Origin of the sequence: Dyadobacter sp. CY312, assembly GCF_021390535.1 — a bacterium.
Taxonomy (GTDB): Bacteria; Bacteroidota; Bacteroidia; order Cytophagales; family Spirosomataceae; genus Dyadobacter.
Map to the genome: position 1 here is coordinate 512,565 of NZ_JAJUXG010000003.1, position 12,585 is coordinate 525,149.

At 42.6% G+C, this 12,585-nt stretch carries 13 protein-coding genes and 1 riboswitch; of the genes, 7 read left to right on the top strand and 6 right to left on the bottom strand.

The genetic code is table 11. The features are described from left to right. Position 1: 1 nt before the first annotated feature. From fdhD to LZG71_RS06380, 4 genes are all read left to right on the top strand, one after another. Complete coding sequence (gene fdhD, locus LZG71_RS06365; RefSeq protein WP_233818142.1) at positions 2 to 838, top strand: formate dehydrogenase accessory sulfurtransferase FdhD; 837 nt, start codon at positions 2 to 4, stop codon at positions 836 to 838. Further along, positions 835 to 1,203 (top strand): DUF7009 family protein, encoded by a 369-nt coding sequence (locus LZG71_RS06370; protein WP_233818144.1) that lies wholly within the window; start codon positions 835 to 837, stop codon positions 1,201 to 1,203. The genes fdhD and LZG71_RS06370 overlap by 4 nt, the downstream gene beginning before the upstream one ends. Positions 1,204 to 1,205: 2 nt before the next feature. Next, positions 1,206 to 3,545, top strand: coding sequence for an FdhF/YdeP family oxidoreductase (locus tag LZG71_RS06375; RefSeq protein WP_233818146.1), 2,340 nt, complete (start codon positions 1,206 to 1,208; stop codon positions 3,543 to 3,545). Between the two features lie 72 nt (positions 3,546 to 3,617). Continuing rightward, positions 3,618 to 4,388, top strand: coding sequence for a glycerophosphodiester phosphodiesterase family protein (locus tag LZG71_RS06380; protein WP_233818148.1), 771 nt, complete (start codon positions 3,618 to 3,620; stop codon positions 4,386 to 4,388). Between the two features lie 53 nt (positions 4,389 to 4,441). Here LZG71_RS06380 and LZG71_RS06385 read toward each other — a convergent pair whose 3' ends face one another. From LZG71_RS06385 to metX, 4 genes are all read right to left on the bottom strand, one after another. Beyond that, positions 4,442 to 4,780, bottom strand: coding sequence for a type II toxin-antitoxin system PemK/MazF family toxin (locus LZG71_RS06385; protein ID WP_233818150.1), 339 nt, complete (start codon positions 4,778 to 4,780; stop codon positions 4,442 to 4,444). A gap of 4 nt (positions 4,781 to 4,784) precedes the next feature. Continuing rightward, a complete protein-coding gene (locus LZG71_RS06390) occupies positions 4,785 to 5,000 on the bottom strand; it encodes a hypothetical protein (RefSeq protein WP_233818151.1) in 216 nt (71 codons plus the stop codon). A 49-nt stretch (positions 5,001 to 5,049) separates the two neighbouring features. After that, positions 5,050 to 5,814, bottom strand: coding sequence for a M48 family metalloprotease (locus LZG71_RS06395; protein WP_233818153.1), 765 nt, complete (start codon positions 5,812 to 5,814; stop codon positions 5,050 to 5,052). A 104-nt stretch (positions 5,815 to 5,918) separates the two neighbouring features. Further along, on the bottom strand, positions 5,919 to 6,971 hold the full coding sequence (gene metX / locus LZG71_RS06400; protein ID WP_233818155.1) for a homoserine O-acetyltransferase: 1,053 nt from the start codon (positions 6,969 to 6,971) through the stop codon (positions 5,919 to 5,921). 174 nt (positions 6,972 to 7,145) lie between these two features. Then, positions 7,146 to 7,254: riboswitch (SAM riboswitch) on the bottom strand. A gap of 171 nt (positions 7,255 to 7,425) precedes the next feature. Between metX and LZG71_RS06405 the strand changes: the two genes are divergently transcribed. From LZG71_RS06405 to LZG71_RS06415, 3 genes are all read left to right on the top strand, one after another. Next, complete coding sequence (locus tag LZG71_RS06405; protein ID WP_233818157.1) at positions 7,426 to 7,752, top strand: DUF721 domain-containing protein; 327 nt, start codon at positions 7,426 to 7,428, stop codon at positions 7,750 to 7,752. Positions 7,753 to 7,817: 65 nt separating this feature from the next. Then, a complete protein-coding gene (locus LZG71_RS06410; RefSeq protein ID WP_233818160.1) occupies positions 7,818 to 8,747 on the top strand; it encodes an LD-carboxypeptidase in 930 nt (309 codons plus the stop codon). A gap of 11 nt (positions 8,748 to 8,758) precedes the next feature. Further along, positions 8,759 to 9,559, top strand: coding sequence for an SDR family oxidoreductase (locus LZG71_RS06415; protein ID WP_233818162.1), 801 nt, complete (start codon positions 8,759 to 8,761; stop codon positions 9,557 to 9,559). 89 nt (positions 9,560 to 9,648) lie between these two features. Here LZG71_RS06415 and LZG71_RS06420 read toward each other — a convergent pair whose 3' ends face one another. Further along, positions 9,649 to 10,971 (bottom strand): amidohydrolase, encoded by a 1,323-nt coding sequence (locus LZG71_RS06420; protein ID WP_233818164.1) that lies wholly within the window; start codon positions 10,969 to 10,971, stop codon positions 9,649 to 9,651. Positions 10,972 to 11,135: 164 nt separating this feature from the next. After that, positions 11,136 to 12,581 carry a RagB/SusD family nutrient uptake outer membrane protein gene (locus LZG71_RS06425; RefSeq protein ID WP_233818166.1) on the bottom strand — a complete coding sequence of 482 codons (1,446 nt, stop codon included), beginning with the start codon at positions 12,579 to 12,581 and terminating at the stop codon, positions 11,136 to 11,138. Between the last annotated feature and the right edge of the window lie 4 nt (positions 12,582 to 12,585).

A 12,585-nucleotide genomic window follows, 5' to 3' on the forward strand; every position in this document is an offset into this window, starting at 1 on the left:
CATGACACAAAGTCCATCAATCGAAACCCGAATCATAAAAAAAGTAACCCAGGATGCTTTTAGCAATGAGGCGGATTTTCTTGCCGTGGAGGAGCCTCTGGAAATAAGTATCAGCTTTACGGAAAGTGGAAAACGGATCAGGAAAAATATATCTGTAACCATGCGTACCCCTGGCAACGACGAAGAGCTCGCACTAGGATTTCTGTTTACGGAAGGAATATTAAAGGACTTTGATCAGGTTAAAAATGTTTTGTCTGACTTATTGGATACCAATAAAGTGATTGTGGAACTCAGAGATTCGGAGGTGCCGCAATTGCAGACATCTGAACGAAATTTTTACACCACTTCAAGTTGCGGTGTATGCGGCAAAGCCAGTATTGATGCAATCAAAACCACCTCTATCTTTTCAGAAACAGCGGATTTTCTTTCTGTTTCAAAAGAAACCCTTTTTTCAATTTCAGAAAAACTGAGAGACCAGCAGGATATTTTTGAAAGTACCGGAGGTTTGCACGCATCATCCCTGTTTGACACCAGCGGAAATTTTCTGATGTTGCGCGAAGATGTCGGGAGGCACAACGCACTTGACAAACTGATCGGTGCGGCATTTAAAACCGGAGTACTTCCGTTATACAATTCGATATTGCTTTTGAGCGGAAGAGCAAGCTTTGAACTGATACAAAAAGCCCACATGGCCGGCATTCGGATTGTTGCGGCCATTGGTGCGCCATCCAGCCTCGCAGCGCAGCTTGCAGAAGAATGTAATATTACACTCATAGGCTTTTTGGGAAAAGAAAAATTCAACATTTACACCGGCTCAGGCCGCATCAGCGAGATATGAAAATACGCATCCAGAGAAACTCCGTTAGGTTCAGACTTTCAAAAACAGAGGTAGAGAAACTTTGCTCAGAAGGATATATAGAAGAAACAACGTCTTTTGGCGATACATCTTTCAAGTACGCCGTAAAACGCTATGGAACCACCGGCGAGCTTATGGCAACTTTCGGGAATGGATGCATTACCATGTTGGTACCAGAGAAATTGCTTATAAATTGGCCCGAAAATAGTGTCATCGGTTTCGATGCCAAGATGCCAATCACGGGGAACGAAACCTTGTCCCTTTTGTTGGAAAAAGATTTTAAATGTATTGATAATACCGCCGAGGACCAGTCGGACCACTACGATAATCCAAAACAAATCTGTTAGTTATGAAAGATGAACCAGATCCGATTCCGGGAGCCGAAAATCCTGAAACGCTGACAGGGCTCCGAAAAACGGAAATAAGCAAAGTCGCAGCCGGCATACCAGCAGTGGTTTCGAGCCTGAAGATGATCGTAGAGGAAGCTGGCATGAAACGAGGCATGAAGGCTCTTTGGAGTTTGAACAAAAAGGGCGGATTCGATTGTCCCAGTTGCGCCTGGCCTGATCCGGACGACGAGCGTTCCGGAATCGCAGAGTATTGCGAGAATGGTGCCCGCGCTGTGGCCGACGAAGCGACCGCAAAAAAATTAACGCCGGACTTTTTTGCAAAAAATTCACTTGCCGATCTTGCCTTATTGTCAGACTACGAACTTGGACGAAAAGGGCGTATTGCGCAACCTATGTACCTACCGGAAGGAGCCACGCACTACAAACCAATTTCATGGAATTCGGCATTCGATAAAATTGCCTTTGCATTAAATCGCCTTCCTTCTCCGGACGAAGCGATATTCTATACATCTGGCAGAACCAGTAACGAAGCAGCGTTTCTTTATCAGCTGTTTGTCCGTGAGTTCGGAACTAATAACCTGCCCGATTGTAGCAATATGTGCCACGAGAGCAGCGGTGTGGCGCTGAATGAGTCTTTGGGGATTGGAAAAGGATCGGTAACACTCGATGACTTCAACGAGGCAGAAGTGATTATGATATTGGGGCAGAATCCGGGGACCAACCATCCCCGCATGATGACAGCCCTGCAAAAAGCAAAAGCCAAAGGAGCTACCATCATTTCGATCAATCCATTGCCGGAAACAGGATTAATGGCTTTTAACAATCCTCAGACCGTACAAGGTGTTTTGGGATTAAATGCGGCTTTGACGGATATTTTTCTTCAGGTCAGAATCAATGGTGACATGGCCGCTTTGCAGGCTATTGAAATGTTGCTTTTAAAAATGGAGAAAGAGAATCCGGGAACTGTACTGGATTCCCATTTTATAGAAAACAATACACTTGGCTTTGAAAATCACAAGCAAAATTTACAATCAAAAGATATAAATCAACTTGCTGCGGTGAGTGGGATTTCTCTGCAACAACTGGAAAAAACAGCAAGCGTGTTAGCCCAAAAGAAAAAAATTATAGCCTGCTGGGCGATGGGACTGACCCAACACAAAAACGCGGTTGACACTATAAAAGAAATCGTAAACCTGCTTCTCCTGAAAGGTAGCATTGGCAAGCCAGGTGCAGGAACATGCCCGGTAAGAGGCCACAGCAATGTACAGGGTGACAGGACAATGGGAATTTACGAGAAACCGTCAGAAGCATTCCTGAACAAAATCAATCAGAATTTCAACTTCTCACCTCCTGTCAAACACGGCTACGATGTGGTAGAAGCGATTAAAGCGATGCATGAAGGCAAAGCTAAAATTTTTTTTGCAATGGGTGGTAATTTTTTGTCAGCCACGCCAGATACGCTCTTTACAGCCCAGGCACTGCAGAAGTGTGGTCTCACTGTTCAGGTTTCTACCAAATTGAACCGCAGCCATCTTATTCACGGCAAAGAGGCACTGATACTACCCTGCCTGGGAAGAAGTGACAAAGACATGAGTGGAGAAAATGCTCAATTTGTATCCTGTGAAAATTCGATGGGTGTAGTTCAGTCATCTCAGGGAATACTGGATCCGGTGTCTGATCAGTTGCTGAGCGAACCTGAAATTGTGGTGCGCCTGGCGAAAGCGACATTAGGAAAAAAAAGCAAAATTGACTGGGCAAGGTACATTGTGAACTATGATGTGATCAGAGCTGACATTGAACGAACAATACCTGGTTTCGATAACTACAATGAAAGGGTTCGCAATCCTGGTGGATTTTACTTACCAAATTGCAACCGTGATGGAAATTTTGACACCATGTCAGAAAAAGCACATTTCAATATTAGCCATGTGGAGACTCAGGAGTTGAAGGAAGATGAACTGGTAATGATGACAATCCGGAGCCATGATCAGTTTAACACGACCATTTATGGCCTCAATGACCGCTATCGTGGTATTCACAATGAGCGAAGGGTAATTTTCATGAACGAAAAGGATGTAAAAAGCAGGGGATTAGAGAACAATGATCTTGTGGACTTATACAACTTTCACGGAGGTGCGAAGCGCACTGCCAAAAAGTTTGTAGTGGTTGTTTATCCTATTCCGGCAGGCTGTTGCGCAACCTATTTTCCGGAAACAAACGTGCTGGTGCCAATAAACAGTGTTGCGGATAAAAGTAATACACCAACATCCAAATACGTAGTGATCAAGGTATTAAGACACCTCAAAACATTATCAGATTCTGATGATCGTGTGGATTAACAAAAGATAATATAAAAATTCCATTCTGTTTATTTCCTTTGCTTTCAGATACACTGACCTAAAACCATAACAATGATCAAAAAACTCTTAACCTTTTCTGTTGTATTACTTGGTCTTACCTCCTTTGAAGCCATGTCACAAAACAAGAACAAAGTTATTGCCCACAGAGGTGCGTGGAAAAATACGGGCGCTACTGAAAACTCGATCGGCGCTCTGGAGCATGCGATTAAACTTGGTTGTTACGGAAGTGAATTCGACGTACATATGTCCGCGGATTCTGTCATTTATGTGAACCACGACCATACAATTAAAGGCACGCATATCGAGAAAGCGACTTCACAGGAACTTTCACAGATCAAACTCAGTAACGGAGAAAACCTTCCCACACTGGAAAATTATCTGAAAACTGGTGGCAAACAAAAGGGAACACGACTGATACTGGAAATCAAAACGTCTTCGGTAAGCAAGGAACGCTCACTGGCTCTGGCCGCAAAATGTGTCGAGATGGTAAAAAAACTCAAAGTTGAGAAAATCACAGACTACATCGCCTTTGATTTTGACGTATGCCTTAAAGTGAAAGAACTCGCTCCAAAAGCGCACGTTGAATACCTGAACGGAGACAAAAAACCAGAAGAGATCAAAGCTGCCGGGCTGAGCGGTATTGATTACCATTTCAATGTCTTCAAGAAAAATGAAGGCTATCTCAAAGAAATGCGCGATCTCAAACTTACGACCAATGTGTGGACAGTAAACGATGAAGAAACCATGAAGTGGTTTTTGGATAGAAATGTTGATTACATCACCACGAACGAACCTGAGTTGTTGTTGAAGATAACCAAGTAAGCATTTTAATCTGCCGGTTTACAGATAAGTAAGCCGGCATTGTTTTGTTTAAACTATTGAAGGTTTAGATAAAGTTTAATGTTGAGGGCTAAATTATTCATCACAATCGACTCGCAAATACCAATTCTCTTTATGAAACGTCGCCTATCGAATGAGCTTATTTGCCTTGTTTTTATCAAAGAATCGGACATTAGCCGATTTAAAGAATCCTTTCTCACAAAAACGTCTAATGTCACCATTTTTTGAATTTGAGAAGAAACAGGAATAACTGTAATCAGACTTCCAGAAGAAATGTAAACATCAGACTGGACTATTAATGCAGGGCGAACTTTTTGATACTCATGACCAAAACTTGGATCAAAGTCTACCAACCAGATTTCTCCGTGTTTCATAGAATTAGAGATTCAAATAATAATTGCGCTCATCAGCAGTCAATATTTCATCTGCGATATCTGTCACTGATGCAATTTCTACATCTTCGTCGGTTGCGGTAAATACGTTGCCCAATACATAAAGACGAAGCGCATCTATTACGACAGTTTCCACATCTATTTGGAGTTTCGACAATTCCATTTCAAGATCAGCGGGAATGTTAACGTGCAAAGTTGTCATAGCTTTGGCCTTAGTTGTACTTCGAAGTTAACAATATTTAGACACTAATTTACATTTTTCTGTACTTCTCAATAGCTCCTTTAATTTTCTCCTCCCGGTTCGCAGGACTTGGATGTGTACTCATAAACTCCGCTCCTGAACCAGAAGATTCAGCAAGTACAGCCATCACTCTTAAAAGTGCTTCCGGCTTGTAACCTGCTCCCACCATATACTTTACTCCAAAATCATCCGATTCGAGTTCATCGCTTCTTCCATAACTGAGGTCGACCAGGCGGGCAATATACCTTGCTGTTTGCGCACTTGTGTAATCTCCGCCAGCAACACCAGCCGCTCCGGCAAGTCCTTCCAACAAATCTCCCTTAGCCATTTGTTCCGCAGAATGGCGACCTATAACGTGCCCCATTTCATGACCAAGTACACCGGCAATCTCATCATCTGTTTTTAATTTATTGAGCAAACCCATTGTGATAAATATTTGTCCGCCGGGAACTGCAAAAGCGTTGACAGTTTTGGCATCAGCTAGTACATGGAAATCAAACTGATATGGTGAACGTGCCGCTTCGGTTTTACTAACAAGATTCTTCCCTATTGTTTTGATTTTATCCTGCACCTGCCTGTCCGAATGCAAACCGCCAAACTCAGCAGCCATCTGAGGAGCGGATTTGAGCCCAAGCTGAATTTCCTCCTCTGGTGTGAGGCTCACACGCTGTTTTTCACCAGTTACAGGGTTAATCTGCGTTTTGCTGAAATAGCTATAGAGTGTAAACAAAATGATCCCAACCGCAATGATCAGTCTACCGGCAATTTTCCGCATATTTTTAATGTTTTGATGGTACAACGCAACAGCTATCACACTATAAAACTAAAAAGTCCTGCATTAAACAATACAGGACCCATTATAAATTCTTTAAACCAACATCAACCCAACGTGGCTGTTTGCAACTTGCCATTGGTTTGCTGCCAGGCTTTTATCACCTGAGTAAGTTGCTTGTATTCGATCAGGAACCCATCATGTCCATAAAGTGAATCTATTTCCTGAAACACTGCGTCCGGAATGTGTCTTGCTAAAAACTGCTGCTCGGTCAAAGGAAATAAGAGATCAGATTTAATACCAAGAACAAGCGTCTTTGCCTTCACCATTCCCAAAGCATGAACAATTCCTCCGCGGTTTCTGCCCACATTATGAGAATCCATCATCTTGGATAAAGTCCAGTATGAATAGGCATTGAACCTTTTCATAAACTTATCTCCCTGATATTGCTGATAGGAAGAAGCTCTGAAATCGTCTATCTGATCCGGATTATCACGTGCCTGAGTGAAATTATAAGTATCATAATTCCGATAAGACAACAACGCCACAGACCTTGCGGCACGCATTCCCATCTTACCTGCTTCTTCGTTGTTGTCGTTATAAGTAGGATCCGCTTCAATCGCCATGCGCTGCGATTCATTGAATGCCACACCCCAGGGTGAGTGCAATGCATTGGAAGCAATTAGTATCAGTTCTTCAAAAAGATCAGGAACTTCCACCGCCCATTCCAGCGCCTGCTGTCCACCTAGCGAGCCTCCGATACAGATATTGATTTTCCTTATCTGTAATTCCTGTCTCAGTATTTCCAAACTGCCTACCACGTCTTTTACAGTAATGATAGGAAAGTCCCTGTAAAAGGGCTGCTGCGTTTTCGGATTAACGGATAAAGGGTTGGTAGAGCCGTAAGCCGAACCGATGACATTAACACAGATGATAAAGTACTTAGCCGGATCAATGTATTTGCCTTCTCCAACCAAGCCATCCCACCATTCGGCTACGTTAGAGCTTCCGGTAAGCGCGTGGCAAACCCAAACGATGTTGTTGTCATCTGCATTTCGGGTACCATAGGTGGTGTATGACAGTTCAAAACCTGGCAACTCACGTCCCAGTTCCAGAGAATAAGTATATGGATACCTGAATATTTTTTGTTCCGCTTGCATAAGTGCAAAAGCACAAGTTTAAATTCAAAAATGATTTAAACGCATATCATTGAAAATTAAAAATCAACGATATACGTGGAATCCACCTATTGAAAAACTGGTTTTCAGCGTCAGATACGAGATTAAAGCCATCCGGCTTACGGAAATTTCTAACAGTAAGTATTGCACGAATTGATTTTATATCTCCTAAATAACTTAGGTGGGAATTAGCACCTTTCTCCTATGTGGTAGCAGGTTGCCAGAGGTTCGTAGAGCCCATTCTCTCGCCTCTTCTTTATAAATCAATCGCTGATTAGTGAAGCAATTGACTTGATGTTGCAATATTAAGTCCCGATCCCTGAAAATGCAAATTACCTCCCGTTTAATTTAAAATCCGGAGTTGAACTTTACTTAACCGAGCCTCGTCTAATTCGGAGTGATATGCTTACATTTGTAACAATGCACCCAATGAAATATGGCACAACAATATCGTTTCAATAAAGAACAGGCGTCCCGCAGACCAGGCATTACACCTCTCAAAGAGGCTATTGATCAGATGCTGGAAAAATACCGTTTGAGAAACCGGTTCGACCAGTCGTATGTAGTTGCACATTGGGATAAAATTATGGGAGCGGCTATCGCTTCCAGAACGAAAAAGGTCTTTATCAAGGATCGTACACTGTTTCTGCAAATAGAGTCCGCTCCGCTTCGTAATGAACTGGTTCGTGCCAAATCCAAAATTATTGAACTCATTAACAGGGAAATGAAGAGTGATCTGGTAGATGAAGTCGTTTTCATATAGTTCCCCAGATCCTGTGTTTCAAAACCATTTCCTCTGTTCTTACCTGCAAAAGTCTGACACAATTTATGTCCCAAATTATAATTCCCCCTTTTTTAAAACCAGGCGATAAAATTGGAATCGTGGCTCCGGCCAGTGTAGTTAAATACGAAGACCTGCTTCCCGGAATAACCATTTTGCGTGATGACTGGGGACTGGAAATTGTGGAAGGAACGACAATAAAAAGCGCTTTCAACCAATTTTCTGCCAATGACACCGATCGGCTTTCAGACATTCAGATCATGCTCGACGACCCATCCATCAAAGCGATTATCGCTGCAAGAGGCGGTTATGGTTGCTCGAGGATCGTTGATCAAATTGATTTTTCGGGTTTTATAAATTCTCCTAAATGGATTGTTGGCTTCAGTGATTTAACTGCTTTGCATGCAAGTATTTATCACTTGGGCATAGCCAGCTTACATGCACCTATGGTTAAATCCATGACCCAACCCGGATCGGAAGAGGCAGCCAATTCACTCAGAGATATACTTTTCGGAAAATTACCTCAATACAGTACTTCAACCCACCCACTTAATAAGCCAGGTAAGGGTGAAGGTGAACTGGTGGGCGGAAATCTTTGTATTTTTGCTCATTTAATTGGGTCCAGAACGGACACCGATACAGCCGGAAAGATCCTTTTTATTGAGGATGTAAATGAATATTTATACAACCTCGACAGGATGATGATTCAGCTAAAAAGAGCTGGAAAACTGGATAACCTTGCCGGACTTGTTGTAGGTCAATTCTCTGACATGCGCGATAATTCATCACCAACGTTTGGTAAAGATGCCTATCAGATCATTCAGGAACATACATCCGATTATACCTATCCTGTTTGTTACGACTTCCCTCTCGGCCATGTTGCTGACAATAGGGCTTTGGTGGTTGGTGTAAAGGCCAACTTAGATGTCGGCCACGATAATGTCTCTCTTAATTTCCTGACTGAGGAAATCGTTTAGCAATTTCAATTATGAAAACATTCAATAATAAAGTAGTCTGGATTACCGGTGCTTCATCCGGTATTGGTGAAGCGATCACCTTAGCATTTGCCAAAGAGGGCGCCAAACTGGTATTGACTGCAAGAAGAGAAGAAGAATTGGTACGGGTTGCGAAACTTACCGGCTTACCGGATTCTTCCATCCTCATCCTACCCATGGATGTTACAGATTTCGAAAAGGCGAAACCCGCTGCCGAAGAAATCATCAAAACCTTTGGCAGCATTGATATCATGGTGCACAACGCGGGCGTAAGTCAGCGGTCTTACATCGTCGACACGGATCTGGATGTATATCGTAAATTAATGGATGTTGATTTTTACAGCACGGTTGCCATCACAAAGGCAATTCTACCCTACATGATCCAGCAGCAAAGCGGCCATTTTATCGTGATCAGCAGCGTGGCGGGCAAAATAGGGACCATCATGCGATCAGGATACAATGCAGCCAAACATGCATTACATGGATTCTATGATTCGCTTCGGGCTGAAGGCTATAAAGATAATATCAGGGTAACCACCATTTGCCCGGGGTACATCCGCACCAATATTTCTCTCAATGCCCTGAATGAGGCAGGAAGCAAATTTGGAAAAATGGACTCCAATCAGGCAAATGGTATACCCGCAGAAGAATGCGCCCGCCAGATTCTTAATGCTGTAAAAAAAGACAAGAAAGAAATTTACATCGGAGGATTTAAAGAAGTTGCTGCAATCTATCTAAAACGCTTCTTACCAAATCTGCTATTTGATCAGGTGAGGAAGAATATACCGGAATAATTATTAATGGTTAAGTATTAATTGTTAATGGTTAATTATCAATTAACTGATTAACAATTAATTAACAACTAACCATTAACAATTAACAACTATTTCTTCGCTTTGGTAGCTCCTGCACTTTGCTCCATGTAATCAACCGCCAATCTGCTTAGCGATCTTACACCTAATACCAGTCCGCTTTCGTCTATGTAAAAATCAGGCGTGTGGTGTGGCGCTGCTTCCAGTGGATTTTTCCCTTTTGGCATTCCCCCTAAAAAGAAGAAAAATCCGGGTACTTTTTGTTGAAAGTAAGAGAAATCCTCAGCTCCGGTTTTTGCCGATGTAAGTATCACATTTTCCTTTCCAGCTACATTTTGCAATGTCCCAATCATTTTTTCTGTCAAAGGAATATCATTGAATGTAACGGGATACAATACATCAATTTTTACATTGGCTGTTGCGCCGGCACTTTCCGCTATATTGGTAGAAATCTCCTTCACCCTTTTGTGAACGTGCGTATGCATTTCTTCGTCGAAGGTGCGGATGGTCCCGATCATTTTTACCTCTTCCGGGATTATATTCTGGCGAATTCCCCCATGAATAGCACCAATTGTTACCACAGCCGGTGCTTTGGTAATGTCAAGATTTCTGCTCACAATGGTCTGAAGACCTGTTACAATCTGTGAAGAAGTAACAATAGGATCCACACCTGACCATGGATATGCACCATGGGTTTGTTTTCCTTTTACATCAATACTGAAAAAATCTACCGCCGCCATGGTCGCTCCCGGTTTGTAGGCAATGGTATTGACTTCTGTTTGGGAGTTGATATGCAGACCAAAAATGGCGTCAACCTTCGGGTTTTCAAGTACCCCTTCTTTAACCATTAATTTGGCTCCACCTTCTTCTCCTTCAGGAGCCCCTTCCTCCGCAGGCTGGAAGATAAACTTAACAGTTCCTTTCAGATCCGCTTTCACAGATGCCAAAACCTCCGCAACACCCATGAGAATGGCAACGTGGGTATCGTGACCGCAAGCATGCATTACGCCGGTATTTTGCCCGTTATACTCTGTTGTTACACTGGATTTGAAAGGAAGATCAACACGCTCTGTTACAGGCAGGCCATCCATATCTGCACGAAGCGCTACAACAGGACCCGGCTTTCCTCCTTTAAGCAAACCCACAACGCCAGTATGCGCAACGCCGGTTTGTACTTCAAAACCAAGTTGTTTCAAATGAGCCGCGATTTTTTCAGCTGTTTTAAATTCCCTGTTTCCGAGTTCCGGGTTCTGGTGAAAATCCCTGCGCCAGGTCACAATCTTTGATTCCAGAGCCTGCGCCTTCTGATCAATTTTTGTGTTTAAAGTTTGCCCGGAAGTATAAAATCCTGACAGCGCAAGAAATGAAAATGGTAGAAGTTTTTTAAAATTCATAGGAATGAGAATAATCTGTATTTAAATAGTAACAATCTGTTCACCAAGCGAATATTGAACTATAAGTTAATAAAGAATGGATCAAAAAAATAATTGGGGTGAAATAAAACAAACGGGCTGCCTTTTGACAGACAGCCCGTTTGCAAAAATCAAATTGAGGAAAATTAAAGACCTGGATTGGTTTGTTGCTCGGTAAGGGGAATACCGAAGAAATAACGATCGCTCGTAGGCTGAATAAGCGCACCAGCTCCGAAAGAGTTTATTGGTTGTCCCCTTCTCAAGATATCATTGGTACGGAAACCCTCTGCAAGCAACTCTATTCTTCTTTCAAGAAGGATAGCTTCGATAAGACCTGCTTTGTCCAAAGTTCCGAACTTGTATGTTGCATCAGATCTCAAACGAACGGCTTCAAGAAGAGCCTGTGCACGTACAAGACTTCCTGTTTCAGCTTCTGCTTCAGCAACGTTCAACAAAATCTCAGCGTAACGGATGCTTGGAACATAATCAGTAAATGGAGATACACCACTAAACTTAAGAGGATGTCTTCCAAGTGTTGTATACTGAGCTGTAAGTTTTGCTCTTCGGTCATCAGTTTCTGACCACTTTGTATTGGCATAAATACCTGAACCAGCGGTATTCAACACATACTCAAGGTTACCAAAGTTGAAGTAATAGCCAAGCTGATTCTGTGTACCCGGCGCATTTGTATCTGCCATTGGGAATGACAATATCGACTCGTTTGATGTGTAAGGCGTTCTGAACACCGAAACAACGTCTGCCTGCAATTCGTGAGCAACACGATTAGGAGATTTGAAAGGAGCAGTTGCAGAAACAATCTTATTTCCCTCTGTAATTACACCTGCATAATCACCTTTAGCAAGAAGAACACGAGTTTTTAGAGCTATCGCCGTATTCTTGTGCGCTCTTGTTGTACGTAGCAATGGCGTTGCGTAAGTATCTGGCAAACCAGCTTCAGCCTCGTTCAAATCTTTAAGAATTTGATCGTATACCTGCGCTACAGTGCTCCTTTTCAATTGAGCGTTCGCCCCTGAAATCTCTCCGGTCAGACGTAATGGGAGTCCCGGAGAAGCGCCGTTATCCAATGCATAAGGTTTTGCAAATATCTGAACCAGTGAAAAGTACGTAAGCGCACGGATAAATTTCACCTCGCCAGCATACTGCGTTGCTAGCGTTGCATCTATCTTGCTGGAATTAGCAGTTAAACCTTCCAAAAACAAGTTAATTCTGTTTATTGAAAGGTATCCCTGATTCCAAAATGCAGCTACATAAGTATCCGCCGGATCCTGGTTTCCCTGATACACCGAATAACCAGTTACCGAATTGGTAGTACGGTTAACAAACTCCTCAGCACGAATATCGTTATAGACTAAATAACGTCCCCCCAAAAAGTTACCATTTTTAACGGAACCATATATACCATTTACCTGTGACAATACACGTGCAGGTGTGTCGAATGCACTTACATCCGAAAGATCTGTCTCCGGCACGGCTTCAAGGAAGCTATCGTTGCAAGACGATACGCTCATAAGCAGAGCCAACGCCAGCGCAGAAATTTTAGTCCTGCTTATATCTTTAATCAATGAATTCATAATA

Excerpts from the sequence above, each read along its gene's own strand:
- LZG71_RS06380 (WP_233818148.1), top strand. The coding sequence starts at position 3,618 with ATGATCAAAAAACTCTTAACCTTTTCTGTTGTATTACTTGGTCTTACC.
- LZG71_RS06375 (WP_233818146.1), top strand. The coding sequence starts at position 1,206 with ATGAAAGATGAACCAGATCCGATTCCGGGAGCCGAAAATCCTGAAACG.
- fdhD (WP_233818142.1), top strand. The coding sequence starts at position 2 with ATGACACAAAGTCCATCAATCGAAACCCGAATCATAAAAAAAGTAACC.
- LZG71_RS06385 (WP_233818150.1), bottom strand. The coding sequence starts at position 4,780 with ATGAAACACGGAGAAATCTGGTTGGTAGACTTTGATCCAAGTTTTGGT.
- LZG71_RS06370 (WP_233818144.1), top strand. The coding sequence starts at position 835 with ATGAAAATACGCATCCAGAGAAACTCCGTTAGGTTCAGACTTTCAAAA.
- LZG71_RS06425 (WP_233818166.1), bottom strand. The coding sequence starts at position 12,581 with ATGAATTCATTGATTAAAGATATAAGCAGGACTAAAATTTCTGCGCTG.
- metX (WP_233818155.1), bottom strand. The coding sequence starts at position 6,971 with ATGCAAGCGGAACAAAAAATATTCAGGTATCCATATACTTATTCTCTG.
- LZG71_RS06395 (WP_233818153.1), bottom strand. The coding sequence starts at position 5,814 with ATGCGGAAAATTGCCGGTAGACTGATCATTGCGGTTGGGATCATTTTG.
- LZG71_RS06420 (WP_233818164.1), bottom strand. The coding sequence starts at position 10,971 with ATGAATTTTAAAAAACTTCTACCATTTTCATTTCTTGCGCTGTCAGGA.
- LZG71_RS06405 (WP_233818157.1), top strand. The coding sequence starts at position 7,426 with ATGGCACAACAATATCGTTTCAATAAAGAACAGGCGTCCCGCAGACCA.
- LZG71_RS06415 (WP_233818162.1), top strand. The coding sequence starts at position 8,759 with ATGAAAACATTCAATAATAAAGTAGTCTGGATTACCGGTGCTTCATCC.
- LZG71_RS06390 (WP_233818151.1), bottom strand. The coding sequence starts at position 5,000 with ATGACAACTTTGCACGTTAACATTCCCGCTGATCTTGAAATGGAATTG.
- LZG71_RS06410 (WP_233818160.1), top strand. The coding sequence starts at position 7,818 with ATGTCCCAAATTATAATTCCCCCTTTTTTAAAACCAGGCGATAAAATT.